The 25394-nt window shown below is 66.4% G+C and carries 23 protein-coding genes; 3 read left to right on the top strand and 20 right to left on the bottom strand.

Annotated elements, in window-relative coordinates; translation table 11 throughout:
- Nucleotide 1: 1 nt before the first annotated feature.
- The 9 genes from GBA63_RS18980 to GBA63_RS19020 all read right to left on the bottom strand — a co-directional run bounded on the left by GBA63_RS18980 (nucleotide 2) and on the right by GBA63_RS19020 (nucleotide 8844).
- Entirely contained in the window at nucleotides 2-1483 is a 1482-nt protein-coding gene (locus tag GBA63_RS18980; RefSeq protein WP_166178644.1) for a multicopper oxidase family protein, read from the bottom strand.
- 156 nt (nucleotides 1484-1639) lie between these two features.
- Nucleotides 1640-3001 (bottom strand): phenylacetate--CoA ligase family protein, encoded by a 1362-nt coding sequence (locus GBA63_RS18985; RefSeq protein ID WP_166178646.1) that lies wholly within the window; start codon nucleotides 2999-3001, stop codon nucleotides 1640-1642.
- A 118-nt stretch (nucleotides 3002-3119) separates the two neighbouring features.
- Nucleotides 3120-3350, bottom strand: a complete 231-nt coding sequence (locus tag GBA63_RS23390; protein ID WP_207956921.1) for a cation transporter — start codon at nucleotides 3348-3350, stop codon at nucleotides 3120-3122.
- A gap of 174 nt (nucleotides 3351-3524) precedes the next feature.
- On the bottom strand, nucleotides 3525-5198 hold the full coding sequence (locus GBA63_RS18995) for an ABC1 kinase family protein (RefSeq protein WP_166178650.1): 1674 nt from the start codon (nucleotides 5196-5198) through the stop codon (nucleotides 3525-3527).
- A 39-nt stretch (nucleotides 5199-5237) separates the two neighbouring features.
- Nucleotides 5238-5717 (bottom strand): rhodanese-like domain-containing protein, encoded by a 480-nt coding sequence (locus GBA63_RS19000; protein ID WP_166178652.1) that lies wholly within the window; start codon nucleotides 5715-5717, stop codon nucleotides 5238-5240.
- 162 nt (nucleotides 5718-5879) lie between these two features.
- A complete protein-coding gene (locus GBA63_RS19005; RefSeq protein ID WP_166178654.1) occupies nucleotides 5880-6107 on the bottom strand; it encodes a hypothetical protein in 228 nt (75 codons plus the stop codon).
- 144 nt (nucleotides 6108-6251) lie between these two features.
- Nucleotides 6252-6494: an SHOCT domain-containing protein gene (locus GBA63_RS24095; protein ID WP_166178656.1), complete on the bottom strand. Its 243-nt coding sequence runs from the start codon at nucleotides 6492-6494 to the stop codon at nucleotides 6252-6254.
- 244 nt (nucleotides 6495-6738) lie between these two features.
- Nucleotides 6739-8166, bottom strand: coding sequence for a sensor histidine kinase (locus GBA63_RS19015; protein ID WP_207956922.1), 1428 nt, complete (start codon nucleotides 8164-8166; stop codon nucleotides 6739-6741).
- A 3-nt stretch (nucleotides 8167-8169) separates the two neighbouring features.
- Nucleotides 8170-8844: a response regulator transcription factor gene (locus GBA63_RS19020; protein WP_166178657.1), complete on the bottom strand. Its 675-nt coding sequence runs from the start codon at nucleotides 8842-8844 to the stop codon at nucleotides 8170-8172.
- Nucleotides 8845-9087: 243 nt separating this feature from the next.
- On the opposite strand from GBA63_RS19020, the gene GBA63_RS19025 reads away from it, so the two are divergent.
- From GBA63_RS19025 to GBA63_RS19035, 3 genes are all read left to right on the top strand, one after another.
- Nucleotides 9088-10764, top strand: coding sequence for an ABC1 kinase family protein (locus GBA63_RS19025; RefSeq protein WP_207956923.1), 1677 nt, complete (start codon nucleotides 9088-9090; stop codon nucleotides 10762-10764).
- Nucleotides 10765-10816: 52 nt separating this feature from the next.
- Nucleotides 10817-12049: a geranylgeranyl reductase family protein gene (locus tag GBA63_RS19030; protein ID WP_166178661.1), complete on the top strand. Its 1233-nt coding sequence runs from the start codon at nucleotides 10817-10819 to the stop codon at nucleotides 12047-12049.
- Nucleotides 12050-12157: 108 nt separating this feature from the next.
- Nucleotides 12158-12829, top strand: coding sequence for a class I SAM-dependent methyltransferase (locus GBA63_RS19035; protein ID WP_207956924.1), 672 nt, complete (start codon nucleotides 12158-12160; stop codon nucleotides 12827-12829).
- 225 nt (nucleotides 12830-13054) lie between these two features.
- On the opposite strand, the gene GBA63_RS19040 is transcribed toward GBA63_RS19035, so the two are convergent.
- The 11 genes from GBA63_RS19040 to GBA63_RS19090 form a co-directional block, all read right to left on the bottom strand.
- Nucleotides 13055-14371: an amylo-alpha-1,6-glucosidase gene (locus GBA63_RS19040; protein ID WP_228282174.1), complete on the bottom strand. Its 1317-nt coding sequence runs from the start codon at nucleotides 14369-14371 to the stop codon at nucleotides 13055-13057.
- Between the two features lie 4 nt (nucleotides 14372-14375).
- Nucleotides 14376-15269 (bottom strand): DMT family transporter, encoded by an 894-nt coding sequence (locus GBA63_RS19045; RefSeq protein ID WP_166178663.1) that lies wholly within the window; start codon nucleotides 15267-15269, stop codon nucleotides 14376-14378.
- A gap of 133 nt (nucleotides 15270-15402) precedes the next feature.
- Nucleotides 15403-15642, bottom strand: a complete 240-nt coding sequence (locus GBA63_RS19050) for a cupin domain-containing protein (protein ID WP_166178665.1) — start codon at nucleotides 15640-15642, stop codon at nucleotides 15403-15405.
- A 2-nt stretch (nucleotides 15643-15644) separates the two neighbouring features.
- Nucleotides 15645-15797 carry a hypothetical protein gene (locus GBA63_RS19055; RefSeq protein ID WP_166178667.1) on the bottom strand — a complete coding sequence of 51 codons (153 nt, stop codon included), beginning with the start codon at nucleotides 15795-15797 and terminating at the stop codon, nucleotides 15645-15647.
- Between the two features lie 58 nt (nucleotides 15798-15855).
- Nucleotides 15856-18252: a heavy metal translocating P-type ATPase gene (locus tag GBA63_RS19060; protein ID WP_207956925.1), complete on the bottom strand. Its 2397-nt coding sequence runs from the start codon at nucleotides 18250-18252 to the stop codon at nucleotides 15856-15858.
- 18 nt (nucleotides 18253-18270) lie between these two features.
- Complete coding sequence (locus GBA63_RS19065; protein WP_166178669.1) at nucleotides 18271-19509, bottom strand: alpha/beta fold hydrolase; 1239 nt, start codon at nucleotides 19507-19509, stop codon at nucleotides 18271-18273.
- Between the two features lie 132 nt (nucleotides 19510-19641).
- Complete coding sequence (locus GBA63_RS19070) at nucleotides 19642-20061, bottom strand: CBS domain-containing protein (protein WP_166178671.1); 420 nt, start codon at nucleotides 20059-20061, stop codon at nucleotides 19642-19644.
- A gap of 191 nt (nucleotides 20062-20252) precedes the next feature.
- Nucleotides 20253-21221 (bottom strand): L-lactate dehydrogenase, encoded by a 969-nt coding sequence (locus tag GBA63_RS19075; RefSeq protein ID WP_166178673.1) that lies wholly within the window; start codon nucleotides 21219-21221, stop codon nucleotides 20253-20255.
- 10 nt (nucleotides 21222-21231) lie between these two features.
- Complete coding sequence (locus tag GBA63_RS19080; RefSeq protein ID WP_166178675.1) at nucleotides 21232-22407, bottom strand: type II glyceraldehyde-3-phosphate dehydrogenase; 1176 nt, start codon at nucleotides 22405-22407, stop codon at nucleotides 21232-21234.
- A gap of 48 nt (nucleotides 22408-22455) precedes the next feature.
- Nucleotides 22456-23595 carry a site-2 protease family protein gene (locus GBA63_RS19085; protein ID WP_166178677.1) on the bottom strand — a complete coding sequence of 380 codons (1140 nt, stop codon included), beginning with the start codon at nucleotides 23593-23595 and terminating at the stop codon, nucleotides 22456-22458.
- Nucleotides 23596-23768: 173 nt separating this feature from the next.
- Entirely contained in the window at nucleotides 23769-25370 is a 1602-nt protein-coding gene (locus GBA63_RS19090) for an oleate hydratase (RefSeq protein ID WP_166178679.1), read from the bottom strand.
- Nucleotides 25371-25394: the final 24 nt, after the last annotated feature.

Below are 25394 nucleotides of genomic sequence, written 5' to 3' on the forward strand. Positions count from 1 at the left end.
CCTACGCCACCTTGATGATGCGCGTCATGCCCCGCTCGGCGTGGTAGATCTGGTGGCAGTGGAAGGCCCAGTCGCCGGGGTTGTCCGCCAGCCAGTCGAAGGCGAGCCTCTGCTTCGGGTCGACGAGCACGGTGTCCTTGATCGGGCCGCGACCGGTGCCGTTGTCCACCCTGAAGAAGTGGCCGTGCAGGTGCATCGGATGGGGCATCATGGTCGTGTTCTCCATCTCGAAGCGCACCCGCTCGCCGCGACCCGCCTCTATGGGGTCGGCGTCGGGGAAGGCCTGGCCGTTTATGGTCCAGACGTAGGTCTCCTCGTCACCGTTGAGCGTGATGGGCAGCACCCGGTCCGGGCTGCCAGACTCCGGGGCTCCGGCTTCCTGTGTAGCCCTGAGTGCATCGTAGTAGAGCATCCGGCCTGCGAGCTCTGCCGGCCTTTGGTCGGGCCTGGGCCTCGGGTCTTTCGCTCCTCTGTAACGGAAGACGGCGCGGGCCTGCTTCTCGGTGCCTTCGGCGTGCGCGGCGAGTTGCCAGGCGCCGGGATTACTCGCCTCCACGAGCACATCGTAGCGTTCGCCCATGCCGATGCGGATCGTCTCGACCTCCACTGGCTCTACCGGCTGGCCGTCGGTGTGGGTGACGGTCATGCGGTGGCCCTGCAACGCCACCCGGTAGATGGTGGCGGATGAGGGGTTGAGGAGCCTGAGCCGCACCTTCTCTCCCCGCCGGACCTCCAGCTCCTCCGGTGAATCGGGGGGCTTGCCGTTTATGAGGTACATGGGGTAGACGACGTCCGGCGGCCACTGGGGAGGCGCGTCTCCGCCCTCCGTGCCGAGCATCCCCTCCATGCCCTCCATGTCCGCCATCGCGCCCCGGTCGGACTTCAGCTTCTCCATCTCCTCCTCCGGGGTGCCCCGCACGCCGTCGAGCCAGTCGTCGAGCACGAGCGTGTACTCGCGGTCGTAGGAGAGCGTCTCGTTCCTGGGCTCCACGATCAGGGGCCCATACAGGCCGCGGTCGAGCTGCGTGCCGACGTGGGAGTGGTACATGTAGGAGCCGGAGACGGGCACCTCGAACTCGTAGACGAAGTCCCCTTCAGGCTTTATGGGCTCCTGGGTGACGCCCGCGACGCCGTCCATGCGGTTTGGAACCGGCAGGCCGTGCCAGTGGATGGTCGTGTCCTCCGGCAAGCGGTTGCGCACCTCCACGCGCAGGATCTCGTCCTGCTTGAGCCTTATCTCGGGCCCCGGCAGGTCCTTTCCGTACCCCCAGGTCGAGACCTTGCGCCCGCCCAGGTCCAACTCCAGCGCAGAGGCCTCCAGGGCGTATTCGGCAATTCTGGACGCGCTACGGGCTGTCGGAGGGTTCTGTCTCGCGGGTGACAGGACCCCACATCCGCCCAGGACGAGCGCCCCGGCCCCCAATCCTGCCATTCCAATGAATCCCCGGCGGGTCAACCTCGGCGGTCTTCTGGACTCCCTCATTCCTTCGCGCCTCCTCTCGTTTCGTGCCTTCTCTTGCGCTTGTGTCTTCTTCTAAGCGTGCAGTCTCGCACCCGGCACTGAGTCGTCCCTGAGTTGCTCCTGAGAACAGTCTGAACGCCCGACAGAAGGGCGGCGCGGCCGGCCGGTATCGAGCGTCTACGAGCTGGATGGTGCCAGGCTCGACCTGATGAGCGGAGCTTTGCCCATGGGCCCCTTCGGGATCTCGGATACACGCCGTACCTCCAACTTGGGCGTGATCGCCCCCTGCGCGCCCAGCTCTCGCCTGAGGGCGTCCGTCAAGACCCCGTGCGCGAAGTCTTTCGGCGCTCCACTCAACAACACAGTCAGGCCGCCCGGCTCCTGCACCACCTGCCAGCCGGCTGCCGGCACCGTGTCCATAACGCGGTGAAACACGATAGGCTGCACGGAGACCTCCGCTCCGGAGTCGGAAGAGAAGCGCAGCACATCCTCTACGCGGCCCTGGATGCCATCGATGAGGTCAAAGGGACGACCGCAAGGGCAGTGAGGAGCGGTAGCTGGGCGCACGCTGTCGCTCATCTCGTAGCGAATCAGGGGCATGGTGCGGGAGAAGAGAACGGTGGCAAGCACCTTATCGCCGTAGGTTCCCGGAGGAACGGGGCGGTTCTGCCCGTCGACCACCTCGGTGATCACCAGGTCCTCGAAGAGGTGCATGCCGGCATGCCGGTCGCATTCGGAGGCTATGCCGGCGGGTTCTGTGGCCGCGTAGACGTTGAAAGGTTTTCTCTCCCAGGCCTCCTCGGCACGGCGCCTCGTCTGATCCGTGAGGACCTCGGAGGCGCTGAATATGATGTCCGGTGAGATCCGCAAAAGTCCGGCGATTTGCTCCTCGGCCAGAAGGCGCAGCATCGAAGCGTAGGCCACCAGCACTTCGGGCTGCCAGTGGTTGAGCCGCTCGATGATGCTCTCCATAGGGTCTCCGGAGTCCAGACGCAGAGTCGGCACCCAGGGGCTGTGGACCGACGCGCCGACCCTTGAGGACTGGTGCCAGGGAGTGGTGGAACTCACGATCGCCATCTTCGTGCGGCGGGTCAGGCCGGCCTTCGAGCCAGCCCAATCGAAAGAGCGGTTGTAGGAGGCCAGCACGGTAATCCACTCGTCCAGGTCCCAGAGAAAGATGCCCCTCAGGCCCGTGCTTCCGGAGGTGGAGGCGACGTAATAGCGCCCGTGGAAGCGCTCGTTACCGCGCAGAGCGTTTACGTGCGCCTCGACATCGGTGAGGTGTACGGAGCGATCCGCAACTATTTCGTCAAAGTGCTCCATCACCAGAGCTTTTGTCAGGATCGGCAACTCGTCGAGCGGACGATCGGTCAGGCCCTTATGGAAACGCCGGTAGAACGGGGAGTGGGAGTAAGCATGCTCGCGCATCAGCCGGAGCGAGCGGGCCTGATGTGCCTCCAGTTGGCGGCGCGTCCACCGGTCTCGTCGGCGTAGTTGACGGCGCGACCACAGAACCTTCAAGATAATCCGGGTGTTCATCACAGACCTCCTACAGCCTTCACCGCTCCCGCAGAACGCCGATGACCGTGACACCGTCGGGATGAGCTGGCGCCTACCGTGATGGCCGCCGAGCCGGTCGTCGTTTTGGGCGGCGGCTTCACCGCGCGATGGGCTCTCCGGCCCGGAAGCCAACCCTCTCGACTGCCGCCACGAGCCTGTTCGCTCCTACGACCGCGGGGTCGTACTCGACGTAGGCCGTCTCCGTCGCGGGGTTGACGTACACTTGCACCACCCCCGGTACTTTGGCGAGCGCCCGCTCTACGGTCAGCGCGCCCCCTCCTCCGCACCCCAGCTCGTAGATGAACACCGTGACCCGTCGGGTCTTCACGGCTGCTCCTTTCGTCGTTCGAGCGTCCTCGACCGCCTGTTCAACTGCCTTTTCTGTCTTGCAGAATCGCACTCCGAGTTGAGGAACGGCTGAGGTTTTCCTGATTTGTTGCTGAGAGCGCCGAGGGATCGTGAAAGTTAGCATTTCGGGCCGTTGGCGACGCGAACTACGGCGTCATCTTCTTCCCGAGCGCAGGAGGCCGAAGAGCAGCCAGAGGCCGAAGAACACCGCGCCGATAAACGAGACGCCGAAGAACCAGCCGGCGTAGTCGCTGCTGGTCTCGGGCGCGAACATGTGCAGGAACAGGCTCAGGCCCACGATCAGCGATCCTACGAGGATGCTGACGGCCAGCCGGTTGACCATGGCCTGGATCACGGACAGGAACCTATCCATGTCGCCCAGCTCGACCCGCGCCCCGAGCTGGCCGCGCTCCGCCTGCGTCATGAACCGCCTGAGGTGGCGGGGAAGCGTCATCCCGAGATCGGTCATCTCCGCGACCCCTTCGGCCATCCTCTCCTTTATCTTCTCCGGCGAACGTTTCGCGAGCCAGAAGCGCTTGAAGTACGGCGTGGCGAAGGGCACGAACTGGAAGTCGGGGTCGAGGCGTGTGCCCAACCCCTCGCTCATCGCCATGACCCTCGCCATGAGGAGCAGATCGCTCGGAAGGCCCAGGCGGTGGCGCCGGGCCAGTCCGGTCATCTCCTCGAAGATGTGGGCGGCCTCGAGTTCTTTGGCGGAGCTGTTTTTGTACAGGATGATCATGTGGTCCAGGTCCCGCTTCAACGCGATCCTGTTTACCCGGGTCCGGGAGACGTCCATCGCCAGGAGCTCGTCCATCATCCGCTCGGTGTCCCCTTTGAACAGGGCCATGAAGAGCCGCGTGAGGCTCTCCTGCAGCGGATCGTCGAGGTAGCCGATCATGCCGAAGTCCATCATGCCTATGCCGCCGTCTTCCAGGACGAAGAAGTTCCCCGGGTGCGGGTCGGCGTGGAAGAAGCCGTGCAAGAACATTTGCTCCAACGTCAGACACACGGTGTCCGCGGCGAGCTTCTTGCGGTCGACTCCCGCCGACTCCAGCGCCGCGAGGTTGTCCGCCTTGACGCCCCGCAACCGCTCCTGGACGATCACGCGGTCCGTGGTGTAGTCCCAGTAGACATGCGGGACGTAGAAACCGGGTTCCCCCGAGAACGCCTCCCGGAAACGATCGGCGTTCTGTCCCTCTCGGGTGTACATCAGTTCGCTGCGCAGGGTAAAGGCGAACTCGTCGGCCAGCCCGGTCGCATCGTAATCTGAGCCGAAGGCGGTGTGGTCCTCGGCAAGCCCGGCGATCTCGGTAAGCACGTCGAGGTCTCGCTCCACAGCGGCCGCCACGCCCGGCCGCTGCACCTTGACCACGACCTCCTCCCCGCTGTGTAGCCGCGCGGCGTGTACCTGGCCGATGGAGGCCGAGGCCAGGGGGCTCTCATCGAAGGCGGCGAAGACCTTCTCGGGCGCCGCGCCCAGCTCGGCTTCGAGGACGACGGCCACCTGGGCGTAGGGCGCCGGCGGCGTCGCGTCCTGCAGTCTGGATAGTTCGGCGATGTAGTCGGGAGGAAGCAGGTCCGGACGAGTGCTGAGAAGTTGTCCCACCTTGATAAACGCGGTCCCCAACTCCTCGAAGGCAAGACGCAGGCGCGCCGGCTGCGTCACTTTCTCAGGCTCCTCCGCCCGTCCAAGCCGCTGGGAGAACGGCACGAGGTCCCGTAGCCCGAGCCCGGCTACAAGCCAGCCGAAGCCGTGCCGGGCGAGCACGGCGGCGATCTCCCGGTAGCGTCCGAGGTTCGAAGTGCCGGGTAGCGAGGTGCTCACCTAAGCGGCCTTCCTGGAAGCGCGTCGGGTATTCTCATTTCACGACGGCTCCCCACCGGGGGACGTATCGTCGGAGGCGACCGGCAGCCCGAGGGTCATCCAGTCGTGCAGGCCGCCCCGGTAGTAGAGGATCTTCTCCGGCGAGTGGCCTGCTTCGATCAGGGCCTGGATGGCCGCCGGGGACTGCCCGCACTGCGGACCGTTGCAGAAGAAGACCGTCGGCGCCTCCCGGTCCAGCTCACCCAGGCGTGCGGCCGTCTCCTTGAAGTGGACGTTCGTGGCGCCGGGGATGGTGGATTCTTCGTAAGAGTCCCGCCCCCGGGAGTCCACCATGGGCAGGCCCTGTTCCAGGTGCTCGATCACCTCCGCCTCGCCAACGGTGCGCACGCCACTGGCCACCGTCATCGGCTGGATGGTACCCCAGGTCGCGTCCACCTCTACCAGGCCGGGGGCACCTTCGACGGGTCGCGGGACCCTCCGCGGCTCCGTCCTCTTCATGGCCCGCTCTACTCCGGGCATGCTCTATCCTCTCCTACCCGGGCCCGCCGGGCACACCGGCGGCCACTGGTAGCTCTCTGCTTGAAGGGCGAGGACAGCGGGCGTTTTGCCCGTACGTCTTTAACGCGGTGACCGCACAGTCGAGATCCCTCTGAGCCGCCGGTGTGCCGGACCCGTCGGATTTCACCGCCGGCCTCCACCCACGATCAACATCGTCACCGCGGCAATCAATGCGACCAGGAAACCCCAGAAGAGCAGCATGAACAGCAGCCCGAAGGCGCCGCCGCCCCACATGCCCCCGCCCATCATGGAGCCCACGCCCATCATGCCGCCGCCGGTGAAGACGGCGAGCAAGAGGAGCAGTAACAACGCTCCGATCAGGACCCATACGATCGTCCTTCCATCGTTCATCGAGTGACCTCCCGGTCCTGGCGCTCCACGAGTTCTCCAGTCACGTTCTCCGGATCCTTACGGACTCGCGGAGCGATGGGTTCGAGCACCGCGTTGTGGGCTATGCCAGGGAGGGGATCCGGCTCCACGAAGCCGACGCGCATCTCAGGCACCACCTTTCACGCGATCCTTCTCACCCCGCAAGACGTCTAGGGATCTCTCGTACTCCTCGGCGTCGATCTCACCGCGGGCGAAGCGCTCGCGCAGTATCTCTTCCGCCGAGCCCGTACGGCCGGCCGCCCCGAATCCTTCCAGCCGTTCCCGCCAGTCGGGGAACACCCTAGCCGCGGCCCAGGCAGCGAGGACAAGCAACCCTATGAAGAACAATATGCCCAATCCGCCCATCATCTTCCGTCCACTCCTTACTCGTTGTCTTACGGTTTTAGTCTAGAGTGCCCTCATCAAGCTCCCATAAGGTCGACGTCAAGCTCTGCTCAAGATCGAACCAACACGGGTCACGGGTGTTCTCGAGGTCCTGCAAGAGGATCTTTCACCGCCGACCACCACCTTTGGCTACAGGTCCCTTCCATTGTGCCGGGACTCCCTGAGGCGTTGCTGAAACGAGACTGACGGTATCCTGAGAGAAGCTGGTTTACGGGTAGAGGGGCAGGCGCACCGTAACGGTCGTCCCCTCGCCCGGCTTGCTGTCTAGCTGTACTCTGCCTCCGTGCGCCTCGGAGATCCAGCGCGCAATAGGGAGGCCGAGTCCCGTGCCGCCGGGGTCGCGGGCGCGGGCCGGATCCGCCCGGTAGAAGCGGTCGAAGACGCGCGGCAGGTCCTCGGGGGCGATACCGACGCCGGTATCGCGGACGGTGACCCTCGCCGACGCGCCGTTCCGGCAGAGGTTCACGATTATTTGTCCGTCTGGCGGCGTGTACTTGATGGCGTTGTCGAGCAGGATAAGGAAGAGTTCCTTGAGTCGATCGGCGTCCCCTTCTACTATCGCCGGTTCCAGGGCCGCAAGCTCCACCTGCTGTCCGCGGGTCATATGACGCGCGGTGGAGATCGCCTCCAGCACCACCCGGTCCAGCTCGACCCGATCACGCCGGAGCGAGACGCCTGCGTCCGCGCGGGCCAGCGAGAGCAGGTCGGCGACCAGGTGAGCGAGGCGTCTGGCCTCGCGGTTCGCCTCGCTCACCGCCTCGCGTTGTTCGGCCGGTGGTTTGTCCGGGTGACGCTGCAGCAGTTCCAGGTTGCCCTGAATGGCGGTCAGCGGAGCCCGCAGCTCGTGCGAGGCGTCGGCGACGAATCGCTTCTGGGCCTGATAGGCTCCCTCCAGACTGTCGAGCATCCCGTTGAAGGTGGCCGCCAGCCGTCCGAGTTCGTCCCGATCTTTGCCCACGGCCACCCGCCGGCCGAAGTCCCGCGAACGGGCTATGGAGCCCGCCGTCTCGTCGAGGTCCGCAGCGGGCCTCAGGGCGCGTCCGGCCAACAGGGCGCTGGCGGCCATGGTCGTTGCGACCGCGCCCAACGTCAGAAAGGCCACGAGCCAGCGTAGCTGCGCAACCGTTGCATCGACGTCCGCGATCGGTGTCGCGAACACGAAGTACCGGGCCGGACCGTTGTCGGCCGGCAACACGTAGAGGCGCCAACGGTTACCGTCAGAATCCGAGGTAAGGCCGAACGCGCCGCGGCCGGCCTCGATCTCTTCGAGCTGCGGCCCGAGCCTCGCTAACGGATCAAAAGCCGGTCCGGACGGCCGGGCGAGCACCCCGCGCGGGTCCACCTCGGGCGCGCGCCCGCGGGCGTTCGGACCTTCCGCCAACATCCCTTTATCAGGACCGTAGACCCGCACCGCCATGCTCGGCCCCACGGGTACCGAGAGCATCGCGTCGAGCTGCTGTTGCGTTGGGTTCTCCGCGTACCTCCCGACCGTGTGTTCGGCGACCCCGGTCAGCATCATGTCGACGTCATCGTAATGTGCCCGAGTGTGTACGACGTAGACGATCATGCAGACCAGCACGACGACCACGCCCGTCAGCGCACCGTACCAGAGGGTCAGGCGTAGCCGTATCGGCACCGCCTACCCCTCCCGCATCACGTAGCCGGTGCCGCGCAGCGTGTGGATCAGGCGCGGCTCCCCCTCCGCCTCCAGCTTCTGCCTGAGCTGCTTGACGTAGACCTCGAGCACGTTGGTGTTGCCCCCGAAATCGTAACCCCAGACGCGGTCCATAAGGAAGTCCCTCGGCAACACGCGCCTCGGGTGCTCCATGAACTGGAGCAGGAGGTCGTACTCGGTCGTGGTCAGGTCGATCTCCCTCTTCCCGCGCAGCGCCTGCCGGGTGCCGGTGTCCAGGCAGAGATCCCCGAAGCGCAAGACCGCGGGCCGCTCGGCCTCCTGGCGCCTCAAGAGCGCCTTCACCCGCGCCAGCAGCACGTCGAAGGCGAAGGGCTTCACCACGTAGTCGTCGGCCCCCTCCCCGAGGCCCAGGACCTCGTCAGAAGGCGCGTCCTTCGCCGTCAGCATCAGGACCGGGAGCTGCAAGTCTGCGGACCTGAGCCGCTTCAGCACCTCGATGCCGTCCATGCCGGGCATCATGATGTCCAGGATCACGAGGTCCGGGTAGCGCTCGCGGGCGATTGCGAGGCCGTCCTCGCCGCTCGACGCCACGTCCACGTCGAAGCGCTCGTAGGAGAAGCCCCGTTTGAGAAGGCTGGTTACTGCCGGATCGTCGTCGATCACCAAAACGTGCGGCATGGGCACATCCTCCTTACAACGGAAAATGTAACGGCCGGCAGACGCACCGTCCTGAGCAACTTGGCCCAACTACCTGATGAGAATTGCGCTAAAGGCGACCACACCAGGTAGATTGCCCTTATCCGTCGGCAGGTCGTATGATCCCCCTTCTAACGCGTTCAGCAGCCGTTCAGGCTCGCTTCAGGTTCTTCTCAGAGGGCCATGCTAGCTTGGGTCTTCGCGACTTTCAGGACGGGAGGACGAGTGGAGAACCGGCGCGGGGGATCACACCTGAACCGTTACCGGCAGATAGCCGAGGCCCTCTCTCGCCACGGACTCGGGTACATGGTCGGCATCTTCGGGTTGGAGCAGTTCGTACCCTTCCACAGAGGGCTGTTTAGCCACGAGCGCCGCGAAGAACCCTACACCCGCCCCGAGCACCTGCGCCTGGCACTCGAGGACCTGGGAGCCACCTTCATCAAGCTCGGCCAAATCCTCTCCACCCGCCCGGATCTTCTGCCCCCCGACTACGTCTCCGAGCTCTCGAAGCTCCAGGACGCCGCCCCGCCCGTACCCGGAGAGGAGGTCAGGGGACTGCTCGTCGAGGAGCTCGGCCTTCCGCCGGAGAAGGTCTTCGCCAGCTTCGACCCGGAACCTCTGGCCGCGGCCTCCATCGGGCAGGCTCACGTCGCCACGCTGGCGGCCGGCACGGACGTAGTGGTAAAGGTAAGAAGACCCGGCGTCGTCGAGCAGGTCGAGGAGGACTTAATGATCCTCCAGAGCCTGGCCGCGCGGGCGAACCGCCGCTGGGAGGTGGCCGAGCGTTACGACATCGTCGCGCTCGCGCGGGAGTTCGCCGAGACGCTCCGCGCGGAGCTTGATTACGTCCGGGAGGGCAGGAGCGCCGGGCGCTTCGCGGAGAACTTCGCCGGGGACGAGGACGTCCACATCCCCCAGGTGTACCAGGAGACGAGCACGGCGCGGGTCCTCACCCTGGAGCGCATCCGCGGGATCAAGGTCAACGACCTGGCAGCCCTGGACGCGGCCGGTATCGACCGTACGGAGCTGGCCGGGCGCGCGGCCGGGATGGTCCTGGACATGATCTTCGAGCATGGCTTCTTCCACGCCGACCCGCACCCGGGGAACTTCTTCGTCGAGGAGGGCGGGGTGCTCGGGATCATCGATTTCGGCATGGTCGGCACGGTCGACGAGGCCACCCAGGAGCAACTCGCGCGCCTGCTGGTCGCCATCACGAGCCAGGACGCCGATAGGCTGGTCGACGCCTTTCTCGAGCTCGGTTTCGCGAAGAGGAGGGTGCGGCGCGACCTCCTGCGCCAGGACCTCTCTCGGCTGCTCTCCCGTTACAACGGGCTCCCGCTCGGTGAGATACCGCTCGGGTCTCTGATCGAAGAAGCCCTCTCCATCGTCAGGCGGCATCACCTGCAGTTCCCTCCCAACCTCGTACTGCTGCTCAAGATGACGATCATGAGCGAGGGCATGGGCACGCAACTCGACCCGGGCTTCAACCTGACCAGCGCGCTCGCACCCTACGCCGAGCGGCTCGTGATGCGCCGGTACTCGCCGTCTGTCGTGGCGCGGCGCCTGAAGGCGACGGGGATGGAAGCGGCGCAACTCGGACTGGACCTGCCCGAACAACTGCGCCGGATCGCCGGCGATATCGAGCGCGGCGATCTCGAAGTCGGCGTGCGCCCGGAGGGCTTCGAGCCGATGTTCGGGCGCTTCGAGCGGCTCGCGAACCGGATCGTGCTCGGCATCATCACCGCCGCCTTCATAAACGGGCTCGCGGTGCTCGTGTCCGTCTACCATCCGGGCGGGCCGGGGCGGTGGATCGGGCTAATGCTCGCCGCGGGCTTCGCCACGGCCGCCGCGCTCGGGCTGTACCTGGCCTGGAGCATCCTGCGCCCCGGCCGCCGTCGTTGAGCCGGGACGCCCGGAGAACCGTTGCGCAACCCGCGAACAAGAAGGAGAAAACGTGGCAGATAGGGCAGATCTCGTGGTCGTCGGGGCCGGACCGGCCGGCTCCTCCACCGCCTACCACGCGGCGCGCTCGGGACTGAGCGTGCTGCTCCTGGACCGCCAGGAGTTCCCGCGCGACAAAACCTGCGGCGATGGCCTCATGCCCCACGCCGTCTCGGAGATCTCGCTGATGGGCCTTTCGGACTGGCTATCCGATCCCCGCCACGGCAGGTTCCGCGGCTTCGCGCTGCATACCCAGACCGCCGACTTCAAGGAGCCCGTCCCACCCTCCATCCATGGCCCCCGAGGCTACGTCGTCCCCCGGATCGAGACCGACGCCGCGCTCCTCGAACGGGCACGTAAGGCCGGGGCGCGCTTCCGCGGCGGGGTGCATGTTACGGAGGTCGCGCGCTCGGCGGATGGTCGGGTGGCGGGCGTCGAGGCGGAATCCAACGACGACACTTCACGCTTCGAGGCCCCGCTGGTGGTCGTTGCCGACGGCTCCGGCGGTGGGCTTGTCCACGAACGCAAGGCCCACCAGAACGCCGTCGCGAGAAGGCAGTACTTCAGGAACGTCTCGGGGCCGGACAAGGACCACCTGCACATCTTCGCCACGAAGGAGCTAAACGAGCGGGGTGCGGGCTACGGCTGGATCTTCTACCTGGGCGACGGGCGTGCCAACGTCGGGGCCGGGCTCACGAACGAGGCCCTCTCGCGCTCGTCCTATACCCTGCAACAACTCTTCGACCGGTTCCTCAAGAAGCAGCCCGTCGCGGAATGGCTCGCGGACGCAAAGCCCGACGGCCCGGCCAGGAGCTGGTCACTCAAGATGGGGATGTGGGGGGCCAGGAGAGTCGGGCAAGGCCTCATGCTCGTCGGGGACGCGGGGAGCATGATCCACCCGATAAGCGGCGAGGGCGTCGGTTACGCGATCCAGAGCGGCCGGCTGGCCGCCGCCTTCGCCCACGAGGCGCACGCCAAAAGCGACTTCTCCGCGAGGCTCCTCTCCGGCTACGAGAAGGGACTCAGACGCGAGTGGGCCCTAAGATACTTCTCCGGGCGCGCGCTCGTCAAGGCCTTACCGAACCTGGCCGTCCTAGAGCCGATCTTCAAGGCCAGTGAGGTGGACCGCGAGCTGCGTCGGACCCTGATCGAGAGCTTCACCGGCGACGCCTCCGTCTTCAAGCTGCTCAAGCACCCGAAAGTTTTCGCGAGCCTAGTTCGAGAGCGAGCTCGAAAGGCCGGTTGAGCAGCGTCTTCGCGGTGGACCTTTGTATTACGAAACGCTAGGCTGTGTTCCCGGCATCGAGCAACGTTCTGGAGGCCGAGAACGGAAAGCATACAGAGCACCGAAAAGGTGAGCGAGGACTTCGACCGCATTGCGGATCTTTCGGGCACGGGCGGATGGGACCACAACGTCCACTACCACGCCTTCCTGCTGGAGCAACTCCCCCTACGCCTAGGTGAGGCCCTGGAGGTCGGATGCGGCACCGGCCAGTTCGCCCGCTCGCTGGCGGAGCGCTGCGAGCGGGTCCTCGCCATCGACCTCTCGCCGCGCATGATCGAGGTCGCCAGGGACCGCTCGAAGGAGCACGCGAACATAGAGTACGCCGTCGCCGACGCCAACTCGTGGGAGTTCCCGGAAGAACGCTTCGACTGCGTGGCCTCCATCACGACGCTGCACCACCTGCCCCTCGCGCCGACACTCGCCAGGATACGTGACGCCCTGAAGCCCGGCGGAACGCTGCTGGTGCTCGACCTCTACCAGGTGCGGAGTGTGGGCGACTACCTCGTGGGCGCATTGGGGTTCCCTGCGAGCAAGGCGCTGAAGCTGGCTAAGACCGGTAGGCTGTCCAACCGTCAATCTCCGGAGTTGCGGCGAGCGTGGGAGGAGCACGGCGCGACGGACCGCTACCCGACCCTCGCCGAGGTGCGCGGGGCCTGCGCCGAGGCGGGGCTGCGAGGGGCGAAGGTGAGGAGGCACCTCCTCTGGCGCTACTCGCTGGTCTGGCGCAAGCCGGATTCGTAGGGTAGCAAGGAGGAGGGGGCCTGCGCCGGCCCCCAGCAGCGACGGTCTTCGGCCCGAGCATCCGAAGCTCCAGGCCAGGCTTCCGCGCCCGAAGAGCACTCGAGCGACTTCCGCCGCGTGCCGCCAACGCACGGACGTAAGCCCCGCGGCGAGAGGGCGGAGGGCCACCCTGCCGTTCCGGTAATCGGTTGGCGAGGGCCCTCCGCGAGGACCAGTTATCGATCCCTACCACCAGCTGTCAGACATCGCGTCGAGCAACAAGGCCGCCGACCAGGAGAAGAGATCGGAGCCGTGGCCCACCCCGGTTCTGGGGTTGAAGTATTCGTAGAAACCGTTGTCCCGGACGAGGTTCACGATGGACTCGCGCAGGCCCCGGGCGTGTTTCTCGTACCCGTATCGCTCGAGCCCGCGCATGAGGAGCCAGTCTATGTTGATCCACACCGGTCCTCGCCAGTACCTGGACGGCGAGAAGCCGAAGCCCAGGGGGTCGTAGGAAGGCACTGCGATCATACCCTCGCCCCCCAAATCGAATCCTGTCGTCTTCAGACGCTCGACCATCCGCCGGGCACACTGCTCCTCCGGTATGCCCGCGAAGAGAGGAAGGAAGCCCGCCGCGGCGTAGACGCGGATGGGCTGTCCGGTCGCGAGGTCGAAGTCCAGGTAGGTTCCGTGCTCCTCGTCCCAGAGCTTCCGGTTCACCGCCCCTGCGGTCTTGCCGGCCCGTTCCTCGTTTGGCGATGGGTCTTCGCCGATAAGTTGGGCGATCTGCGCGAGATCCCTCTCTCCCTGACACAACAGCGAGTTGAAGAGCACGTCCTGCACCAGGAAGGGACAGTCCTCCCTTATGCGGGCTTCGTCGTAGTTCAGCCTGGAGAAAAGCTGAACCAGGTAGGCGAAGCGGTCGTAGGCCGCGCTTTCGGGGCGATCCGCCGGGGAGACCACGTGCGTGTCGACGCGCCGGTAGGCTGGGATCTCGTGGGAGCGGAGTTGCATCCGCAGCATGATCGCATCCCACAGCGGAGAGTTGTCCATGCCCGACTCCCAGGGATGACGGATGTAGACGAGCCCTTCGTTCTCCGGGTCCCGCTCCCTGTAGAGATAGTCGTGCCAGGCCACGAGACGTGGGAACGCCTCCTCAAGAAACGCCCGAGCGCCCGGGCGGTCTACGCCGTGCCGGTATACGTGGAGGGTCGCGGTGGCGTGGATGGGCGGTTGGACGACGCCTGAGGTCTTGTAGACGCACACCGCGCTCTCGCTGCACTCGGCGTGCCAGAAGTCTATTCCGGGGAAGTACTCGCCAAAGTGCGGGTCAAAGACTATCTGCGGCAACAGCCCGTTGGTCCACTGGTTATCGAAGAGGTGCCGGAGCTCCTGTATGGCCCGCTTCTGGTCGTAGCGGGCGTAGCCAAAGGCGATGAACGCCGAGTCCCAGGACCACTGGTGCGGGTAGAGCCTGGGGCCGGGGCGCGTGTACTCTCCGGTCCAATTGGAGTCCAGGACCATCTTGGCCTGATGGATGAGCGTGTCGAGATTCTGTGGCACGGATCTATTCTCCTAGTTTCCGCGGACTCCAATGCGACGTCTCGCCGGGCCGGGCCACGAAGGCGATGCCGGAGACCGTCACCACGACCCCGATGACGCTCAGAAGGCCGAGCGTTTCGCCAAAGAGGAAGGTGCCCACACCCAGACCGAAAATCGGCACCAGGAACAAGAACAGCACCAAACGGCCGACGTCGCCGCGCTGAAGGAGCCAGTACCAGACGACGGTGGTCAACGAGGTCCCTACCAGCGCCAGGAAGAGCAGCAGACCCACGAACTCGACGGTCCAGTCGACCGCCGCGTCGCGCTCGACCAGGGCTGAGATCGCCAGCAACGGCAGGCTGCCAATGGTTGACTGCCAGGCGGTCAGTATCAGCAAGTTGGGTGGCGTGCCCATGCGTTTGACGAGCACCATGCCGACGGCCAGGCTGACCGAAGCTACCAGCGCGAGCACCGCGCCCGAGATGCCGAAGGCGTCCGGCCCGGTCAGCGCCGGGGCGGCGATCAGCGCGGCACCGGTCAGCCCGAGCGCGAGGGCGACCGCCTTGTCGCGGGTTAGCGGCTCTCTCAGAAACAACCCGGCCAGCCCGATGACGAGCAAGGGCTGCAGGTTGCCCAGCAAGGAGGCGATCCCGACGCCCGTCCGGCCTGGACTCAGGAACATCGCGCCGAAGGCAAGGGTGGTCGCGGTGAGAGCCAGGGTGAGCAGTAAAGGCCACTCTCGGCGGGCGGGGAACAACTGCTGGCGCAGGATGATCATAAGTCCGAAGAGGGCCAGGCCCGCGATCAACGCCCTCAGGCCGCCAAACCACAGCGGCGGCGCGAACGGCAAGCCGGCCTTGACCGCGGCATAGCAGGTGGCGTAGATCGCGCTCAACACCGCCACTATCAGGATTCTCATCCGGACGACCGCCGTCCCTTACGTTGTCCCGGGCGATGCAGGCCGCGATCTCGACCCGAGGACACCCGGCAAAGCCTGCAAACAACACCGTCTTCCGTCTTTCGCCGAGCAACCAGCGACGAGCGTGCGACCGCTATTTCGGTATCTCTGCGCCGCTCTTGGCCGCTACGCTGATCAGACAGACGGCGTCGCTGAGGGCTTCGACGGCGTGGCGTACGCCGGGGTCGCAGGCAATAAGAGTCTCCGGCCCGGCTTCGACCACCTCGCCCGCCGCCGAGAAGCGGACGCTGCCCTCGCGCACGCCGAGGGAGTTGGCCCCGGGGGCGGCGTGCTCTTCGAGCCTGTCTCCCGCCCTCATGACCATCAGCACCACGTTCATTCCCTCCCCTTGCGCAGGGTGATCGCGTTGCGACGACCCTCGGTAAAGGCGCGCTCCCCGCGCAGACGGGCAAGCTCGGCCTCCAGGTCGAAGTGCTGAAGTGGCCCGTGCATCAGCCGCTCGGATTCCGGGTGGGGTCGGTTCGTCATCTCTCTCCTTCCTTCGACGCGCCGCTAGGGGAGGCTGACCGTGTCGAATTCGGTGCCACTAGGCGTGGTCACTATGCCCGGGGGTCGCCACGGACGTGGGGTGCGGGGTCTCGGGGCTGTCGCCGGGCTCGGAGCGCTCCACGCCGGGTAGACGGGCCCGCTTCAGGAGCAAGGCGTTGACCGCCACCAGTAGCGAGCTTCCGGCCATCGAGAGCGCCGCTATCTCCGGCCGCAGTAGCAGCCCGATGCTCGGATAGAAAACCCCCGCCGCGATCGGGAAAGCCACGGTGTTGTAGCCCACCGCCCAGAAGAGGTTCTGCTTCATCTTGCGTACCGTCGCCCGGCTGAGGGCGATGGCGCCGATCACGTCCGACGGGTCGCTCTTCATCAACACCACGTCCGCCGCCTCCATCGCGACGTCGGTGCCCGCCCCAATAGCGACCCCAACGTCAGCCTGGGCGAGCGCCGGGGCGTCGTTTATCCCGTCCCCGACCATCGCCACCAGCTTGCCTTCGTCCTGGAGCTCTCTCACCTTGTCCGCCTTCTGGCCGGGCAGCACCTCCGCGAAGACCGTCCCGACGCCAAGCTCTCCGGCGATCCGTTCGGCGGTGGCGCGGTTGTCGCCCGTCAGCATCGCCACCTGGACCCCCAGGTCGCCGAGCTCCTCGACCGCCTTCTGAGAGGTGGGCCGGATCGCGTCGGCGATCGCGATGAAGCCGGCGGCTTCGCCGTCCGCGGCGGCGTAGACCACCGTCCGCCCGGCGCCCTCCAGGCTCGCCGCCCGCTCGCCGAGACCGTCCAGCTCGACGCCGCTCTCGCGCATCAGCTTGCGGTTGCCGACCAGCAACGTCCGGCCGTCCACCGCCGCCCGCAACCCGTGCCCGGGGATAGCCTCGAAGTCTGTCGGCTCGGAGAGCGTCAGGTGTTGCTCCCTGGCCAGGTCCACCACCGCCTGCGCCAGCGGGTGTTCGCTCGACTGCTCTGCGGAGGCCACGAGCTTCAGCAACTCTTCTTCCAAGATGGGGTTGCCGGAGGCCGCGACCTCGACCACCTTTGGCTCTCCCACGGTAAGGGTACCGGTCTTGTCGAAGATGATCGCCTCCACCTTGCTGGCCTGCTCCAGGGCCGTGGCGTTCTTGTACAAGATTCCGTTCATCGCCCCCAGGCCCGTGCCGACCATGATGGCGGTGGGGGTCGCGAGGCCCAGGGCGTCCGGGCAGGCGATGATGACCACCGTGATCGCCAGGGTCAGGGCGAAGATCAGACCGGCGCCGGCAACCCAGTACCAGCCGGCGAAGGTCGCCAGGCCGAAGAGTACCGCCGCGGCCACCAGCCACTGCGAGGCCCTGTCGGCCAGGCGCTGCGCCGGCGCCTTGGAGTTCTGGGCGAGCTGCACCAGCTTCACGATCTGGGCCAGCGCCGTGTCCGCGCCGACCTTGGTTGCGCGGAATCGGAAGGTGCCCGTCTTGTTGATGGTCGCCCCGATCACCCCGTCACCCGGTTTCTTCTCCACGGGTACGCTCTCGCCGGTTATCATGGACTCGTCCACGCTGGAATCGCCCTCGCTGACGACGCCGTCGACCGGGATCTTGTCACCGGGACGTATCAGGACGGTATCGTCCATCACCACCTCGGAGGTCGGCACCTCGATCGGCTCACCGTCCCGGATTACCGTGGCCTTGGGCGGCGCGAGGTCCAGGAGCGCCCGGATCGCGTCCGACGCCCCGGCCCTCGCCCTCATCTCCATCCAGTGCCCGAACAGGACGAATGCCAGCAGCACCACCGACGCCTCGTAGAACACCTCGCTCTCGAACAGGAACGTCGCACCGACGCTGAACAGGTACCCCGCCCCGACCGAGAGCGCCACCAGCACCGACATGTCCAGGACGCGGTTCTTGAGCGACCGGTAGGCCCCGACGAAGAACATCTTCCCGCCCCAGAGCACCGCGGGCGTGGCGAGCACGAACAGCAGGATGTCGTCCGGTATCCCGAAAGGGATCGGCAGCCGGATCCCGAACACCTCCGTCGCCAGCGGCGAGTAGAGCGTGACGAGGATTCCCAGGACGAAGGCGACCCAGAAACGGTTGCGCATGTCGCGCACCATCTCATCCATGCCCATCCCGGCGCCGTGGCCCATCTCGCGCGCCATCTGCTCCGTCCGACCGGAGGGAGCCTCTTCTTCCAGGACCGGGGGCCCGAGTTCGGTGGCTACTTCCTCTGGACCGACGAGGTTGCGAGGAATCACCTCACCCTCGCAATGGCAGCCGAACTCCTCGATCAGACGGCGCACTTCGGCCTCGGAGACCTCCGCCTCATCGTACTCCACTGTCACCGTCTCGCTCATGTAGCCGGCTTCGGCGCGGCGGATGCCCCGGTGGCGGAGCAGGAAGCTCTCCAGCGCCGGTCCCGAGCTGCCCCGCAGCAACCCGCCGGCTTCGAGCACTACCTCTTTCACAAAGTTCCTCCTCTACTGCTACCCTTGTCTCCGGGCACGCGCGCCGTTCGGTCGCGGTTCGGCGGGCGCCCAAGACCCGTCCCTTCGCCCGAGGCCGTCCATCCAACCGACGACGACATCCAGCGCCAGGCCCGTGTTACCGACCTGACAGTGATTCTGGGCCTGTTCGGTCCGCGTGAAGATCCTGCCGGTTACGGACCCGGCGCCGGTGAGCGCCCGGATCTGGCGGTAGAACTGGGAGAGCGGCACGTAGTGGTCATCCGCCCCCGCGAGCAGCAGGACGTCGCACTCGACATGACGGGAGACGCGGGCGGTGTTGTAGCGATCCAGTTCGCGCAGGTACTCGTAGGGGCTCTCGACCCCGAAGACGTTCATTCCGTGACGCAGGCCCCACTGCAACATGAGGCTCTTCGATATAGTGCGACGGGCCAAATCGTTCACCGTGTCGGCGGCGTGCACCGCGAGCAGTGACCGCAGCGCCACCCGCACGATCGGGTTCGTCTGCCGGAGGTTGCACTCGAGGAAGTCGAGGAGAATGTCCCAGGCGACAACCCTCCGTACGCGCCGGTCGAACGCCGCCGCCCGGATCGCCAGCCCGCCCCCCAGCGAGAGACCGACGAGCGTCACCTCGTCGAGCCCGAAGTGGTCTAGTACCGCCCCGACCGGCCGCTCCCACTCGGGGGTCATGGGGAGCCGCGACTCCTCCAGGGCTCCGCCCTGCCCTGGTCCCTCGAACACGACGACCTGATAGCCGGACGCCACGAGGAAGAAGGCCATCGGGAAGAGTTCCTCCGCGTAGCTGTCGAAACCGCCGAACAAGACGACCGTCCCCTTCGGATTCTCGGGAACGAAGCGGTGGGCCGGCAGGGAGCCGCCATCGTAGGGTACGGTCTCCGCCGCGCCCACCCCGTAGGAGGACCGCGCCAGGGCGACGAACCGTTCCCGGGCGGGCAGCTTGTCGGGGTCGTCGGGCATCATGTAGAACTCCGCGGCCCGGAAGTAGTAGGCTGCGTCTAGCCTCCTCCCGCCCGTGAGTGCCCCTTCTGCCAGGCTCAGCAGTTCCCGTTTCCAGTCGCGGTGGTCCCGGATCCTGGGTGCCGCCGCCCGCACCTCCCGAAGGACCTCTTCACCCATACCCCCGAAGAACCGGTTGAGCTGGAAGTTGAGGCCCGCGTCTTCGTGCAACCGGTGGTAGCCGACCGGGAAGGCCGGTGCCATACGAACCTCGCCCACGCTCAGGGTGTTGTCATGGGTCATGCTGCTCCTTCCTGGTCGTGCCGAGGCTCGCACGGCCGGCCGGGTGTCTTTGCGCACCGCGTGCGACCGCCCGCGCCGGCGTACAGGGGCGACGGCCCCCGACACGACGCCTCCGCCTCGCTACGTCGCCGGCTACCGGCGCCTGGCCCCTTTCGCGGAAGGTGTGGGGCCGGGCTTCATCTCGAAGCGGTGCTGCTCGACGAGCTTCAGCAGGTCGAGGGAACTGAGCATCCCCACGATCTCCTTCTCGTGCGTCACGACGACGTGGTGGACGCGGCGGTTGCGCATCAGCCGCGCCGCATGATGCACGTCGTTGTAGGGCGGGATGGTATGCACCTCGCTCGTCATCACGCGGCTGATGGGCGTTGCGCCCTTGAGGTTCGCGGCGAGGTCCTTCGACGAGACGATGCCCGCAGCCGTCCCGTCCGGGTCGGCGACCGGCAGCGCGTGGATCCTGTGGCGTCGCATAAGCTCGCGCGCGTGCTCCACCGTGTTGTGCCTCTGGACCGCCACCACGTCTTCGGCCATAAGATCCGCGACCTTGACGTTCATGCTCTACCTCCTATGCTCGCCTTCTCATTGGCTCTCCGGACCTTCCGTCCTCCTCCGCACCCCGGGACGCGCCCCGACTCGCTGCGCGCCGTCCCGGTCGAATTCTCGGCCTTCCCGGGGACCGTCTCCCGGTCCCCGGCATGAGAGGTCGTCCTCGTCCGATCGTGCTCGCCCATGCGCAAAACCCCTCTTCACGCCCCCTCCGGCTCCAGCCCGGCCAGCGCCTCTTTCAGTACGGCGGCCGACCGGCGCAGGCCCTCTATCTCCTCCGGGTCGAGATCCGGCCTGAGTACCCGCTCCACGCCCTCCCGGCTCACCACTGTGGGCAGGCTCAGGCAAACGTCGTCGACGCCGTAGTAGCCGTCGATGAGGCTGGAGACAGAGAGCACGGTGCGCTGGTCCCGGAGGATGGCCTCGACGATGCGCACCAACCCGGCGGCCACCGCGTAGTAGGTGGCGCCCTTGCGTTCTATGATGGCGTAAGCGGCCTCGCGCGTCCGCCGGAAGATGTCGTCCAGTTCCGAGGTATCGTGGGCCAGCCCCTGGGCGGCGCAGAAGGCTGGCAGGCGCATGCCGGCTATGTTGGCCAGCGACCACACCGGCACCTCGCTGTCGCCGTGCTCCCCCACGACGAACGCGTGGACGCTGCGGGGATCCACGCCGAAATGCCGGCCCAGCAGGTAGCGAAAGCGGGCCGTGTCGAGGACGGTGCCCGAACCGATGACCCGCCGCGCCGGCAGCCCCGAGCTCTTCCAGGCAGCGTAGGTCAGCAAGTCCACCGGGTTGGTGGCCACGAGCAGAATGCCGTTCGGGTTGACGCGGGCCACCGAAGCCGCCACCTCCTGGATGATCGCCGCGTTCCGCCCGGCGAGCTCTAGCCTCGTCTCGCCCGGCTTCTGCGCCGCCCCGGCGGCGACTACGGTCACCACCGCCCCGGCACAATCTTCGTAGTCGCCGGCCCAGACGTGGGCGGGGGGCCCGAAGGGGACCGCGTGGCCCAGGTCCATGGCCTCTCCCTCGGCCCTGGTCCGGTTGCTGTCCACCAGCACGATCTCCGCCGCCAGCCCGCTCAGGAGCAGCGTGTAGGCGAAGGTGGCGCCCACGCTGCCGGCGCCGACGATGGCTACCCGGGTGGGATGTTCGTCTCCGGCGCGTTTCAACTCCCCACCGTTACACTGACCACGGGTCGGTCGGCTCCTCGGAACCCTTGAAGCCGGTCTCCCTGAACCCCACGTGCGCCGCCCGCACCGCGCCCATGCCGGGATGTCCGACCTCCGCGCCGGCCAGGTGCTCGACCGGCTGCGTGGTCGCCGGCAGGAAGGCCTTGGCGATCCCCATCGCCGCGTCGGTCTTCTCGATGGAGGCCGCCCCGTCGGGCTCGATCCCGGTCAAGGCCCGGACACAATCGATGGTCTCCGGCACTACGATGGCCTCGTTATGTACTTGGAAGGTCAGGTAGACCTCGCGCTCGTCGGCGGCCAGGGCGTCTTCCCACACCGCCACCTCCCACATGTCCCCGCGCGGGCGGTCCAGGTCGCGCATCAGCTCGATCACGGAATTGAGCGCCACGACCCCGTCGGTCGCGCGCACGAAGGCCACGCGTGGCGCGTCCCAGAGGGCGTCGCGCAGCTCGTCGAGGCTCACCGGCCTGGTGGTCTCGATCATGGCGAAGTGGATGTGGCTCAGGTTGTAAGGGCCCGCGCCCGCGACGGTGGTGATATCCAGGTCCGGGAGGACCGTTCGGGCGTCGGGCCCCTGGTGGCTCGGGACCTTGGTTTCGGGGATGACCGTGTTGATCATGCCGTTCTCGTGCGACTCCCAGGGGTCGGTGCCGCGCCTCAGGAGCACGGCACGCACCCTCTTCACCCAGCCGTGGCGGTGCAGGGCGTGGCTGATGCGGCTCAGGGCCGTGGTGTTGCAGGAGACCACGCGGGCCGAGTCGCGCCCGACGGCGCCCTCGTAGTTGACCTGCGCCACGAAGGAGTAGCCGGCCACCTCGTGCTTCTCGCCCCCCTGCCAGATCGACTTCACCCCCGCCTCCGCGTAGCGCGGCCGGTTCTGGACGCCCACCTTCTTCGGCGTGCAGTCCACGACCACGTCAGCCCGCGAGAGCAGGTCGTCGAGAGTGCCGGCGACCGGGATTCGGGCGGCCTCCATCTCGGCCCGGCTTTCGGGGGTAGAGGCGTGGACTGGGTAGCCGCGCTCGACGGCCACCCGGATGCGGTAGTCGTGCATCACATCGGCGACGCCTACCAGTTCCATGTCGTCTTGCAAGGCGACAGCGTCGGCGACCCGCTTGCCGATCACCCCGTAGCCATTGATTGCCACCCGCGCTGTCTGCGTCATCTTTGCACGCCCCTTTCTGTTTCGATTGACATCCCTGCCCCAGACCTTCTAACCGGCATGGACCCTATTCTTGCCCCTCGCTCCTCCGGCAGCCGCTCTGGCGAGTCCGGCCTGGCCGATATCCTCCACGGTAAACACGCCCAACAACTCGCCCCCCTCGACGACTGGGATGCCGCGCAGCCCGCTTTCCAAAAGGAGATTCTGTCCTTCCTCGAAGAGGTCGGCCGTGGGCGAGACGGTCGGGAACTCAGTCCTCATCAGGTCGCGGACCGTCGCGTAGCGCTCCGGAGAGTGGGCCGCGGCGAGGATCTCCCGGCGGGTGAGCATCCCGACCAGACGGTCCTCCTCGTCGACCACCGGGAAGTCCTCCTGGTAGCCGTGGATCACCATGTCCAGGACCTGTCCGAAGGTGTGGTAGGGGGTTACGGTCTCCGTGCGGCCCCTCGTGCCCATCACGTCCGCTACGGAGAGGCCGCGCATCGTCTCCCGCTGGCGGACCATCTGCGTCTCGCCGCCGGCCCCGAAGAAGATGAAGACGGCCACCAGGACTAGGACGAAGTTGCCACTCAAGAGACCGTAGAAGAAAAACAGGAAGGCGAAGGCCTTCCCAACCGCCGCCGCGGCCTCCGTTGCCCGTACCGCTCCCATCCTGGCGGCGAGCAGGCCCCTCAGGACCCTGCCCCCATCCATCGGGAAGGCCGGTACGAGATTGAAGACGGCGAGGACGGCATTGAGCAGGGCCAGGTAGGCGAAGACGGCGCCCCCGGTGAGGCCGGGCGCGTGGATGTCTACCATCTGGAGGGGGGCGCTCCCGAAGCCCAGGTAGGCTATGGCGCCCAACGCGAGCGCCAGGACCACGTTGACCAGAGGGCCGGCGAGGGCTATCTTCACCTCGTCGGCGGGCCTCTCGGGGAGGGACTTCATCCGGGCCAGGCCGCCTATCGGCAGGAGGGTTATGTCCAGGATCTCGGTGCCGAGCCGTTGGGCGACGAGCGAGTGTCCGTACTCGTGGAGCAGCACGAAGGCGAAGAGCGCCAGGATAAGCCCGGTCATCAGGACCGCTCCGGTCAAATTCCCTCCCTGCACGTAGCCGTAGCCGGCGAAGAAGACCAATAGGAACAGGAAGGTCCAGTGAACCCTGACGTCTATGCCGAAAGCCCGCCCTATCTTGAAAGACCCGCCGCCCAACACATCTCCGCTTCGGGGTGACGGGTTGCCGCCGACCCTGCCGCCGTTTGAAGTTGTCCGAGTCGAGTTCTCTTGCGCCATAATCCGTGCCCCTTTCTGTTCGGTGGACAACGTCAGCTTCCCGGAGGGAAGACCGCCGATAGGTGGCTGCCCGTGGCGAGGCATCGCTTCGATCAACCGAACGATGTCTTCAATACAGGCAGCGCCACCTTCGGATCCAGCAGCCCGTGATAGATTCCGGGGATCTCCTTATCTATGCTGAGCAATCCGTACACGCCGTGCATGGCGCCGCGCACCGAGTACTCCACGGTGAACACGACGTCCTCGGGCACCTCGGCGTACTGTCCGAGGAAGGCGAAATTCCTTGAGCCTTTCGGAACGACCTGCGGGCGATCCTCGGGTTGTCGCCTCTCGAACTGGCTGGTGATGTAGGGCATCATGACCGTAACCACGGAGGTCGTGCGGCGGATCTCCTCCAGTGCGTCCTCGAACCCGAGCTGATGGACCAACTCGGTGAGGATCTCCTGTCCGGTGGCCTCGGAGAACTTCTTCTTGACGTAGTCTCCCTCGTTGTCGATGAACAACGCGTATCCCCACAGGGTGAAGACGTCCTCGGGCTGTCCGGCGAAGTGGGGCTGGTGCGGAACGACGATCGACATGAGCCAGCTAGAGTCCTTGAAGGTCATCAGACCGCCAGTGCCGGGTAGGTTGCCTGAGAACTCCACGATCCGGTGCAGCAGGAGAGGGCTGTGCATGGTCAGCGTGAACGATTCCCATTTGGCCTCGTCGACGTTCCCGTTGAAGACGTTCGGCCGGCCGAAGTCGGGCGCCTTCGGCGCGATCGCCTCCCAGAGCCGCCAGCCGCCGTCCCGCTTGTCCCGGATCAACTCCGGCACGCTGTCGCCGTCGCCGTAGGTCGCGTCGGCCGTCATCGAGCCCAGCGTCAGGAACGCGTAACCGTCGGCGCCCAGCTCGATCGTGTCGTGTCGTGCGTCCCGCGTGACGTGCAGACGCTCCAGGCGCCGCTCCCCGTGCCCGTCCGTTCCGAAGTCGGCGTCCTCGACCCGGACTCCGTACTCGACCTTCGCGCCGCGTTCCGCGAGCCACCGCTCGATCGGGCGAACCACCGAGTCGTACTGGTTGTACTTGGTCCGTCGCACGCCGCCGAGGGTATGGAACCGTGGGAGTTCCTGAATGAAGCGGAGGCTATAGCGTTTCAGTTCGATGGCACTGTGCCAGTTCTGGAACGCGAACGTGGTCCGCCACATGTACCAGAAGTTCGTCCGGAAGAAGTGGTCGGAGAAGAAGTCCTCGATGCGCCGGGCGCCGATCACACGCTCGGGCGTCGCGAGTAGCCGGGCGAATTCGGCGCGGTCACGGGCATTCAGTTGCAGGTCCGACGCATCGACGATGGCGTGATTCTCGTCGATCAGCCGCGCTTTGGAGTTCGACTTCCACTTCGCGTTGAACTTCCATGTCTCGTCCTTGACCGACGTGGAAGGATCCTCGAGCGAAGGAATGGTCTCTAGCAGGTTCCAGAGGCAGACGTAGGCCTCTTCCGTGAGCATGCGTCCACCGCGCGTCACGTACCCGCCGTCGGGCACGTTGGGCAAAGTGGTGCCGTCGAGCGAGCCGCCCGCGATCGGCAGTTCCTCCAGAATATGGACGTTCTCGCCCTTCAAACCGCCGTCGCGAATCAAGAACACGGCGGCGGCCAGAGAGCCGATGCCGGCGCCTACGAGATAGGCTTTGGTCTCTTGGTGGCTGTCTATCATTTTCGGACCGCTTCCCTTCTGCTG

The sequence above is a fragment of the Rubrobacter tropicus genome, from assembly GCF_011492945.1.
GTDB classification, from domain to species: Bacteria; Actinomycetota; Rubrobacteria; order Rubrobacterales; family Rubrobacteraceae; genus Rubrobacter_D; species Rubrobacter_D tropicus.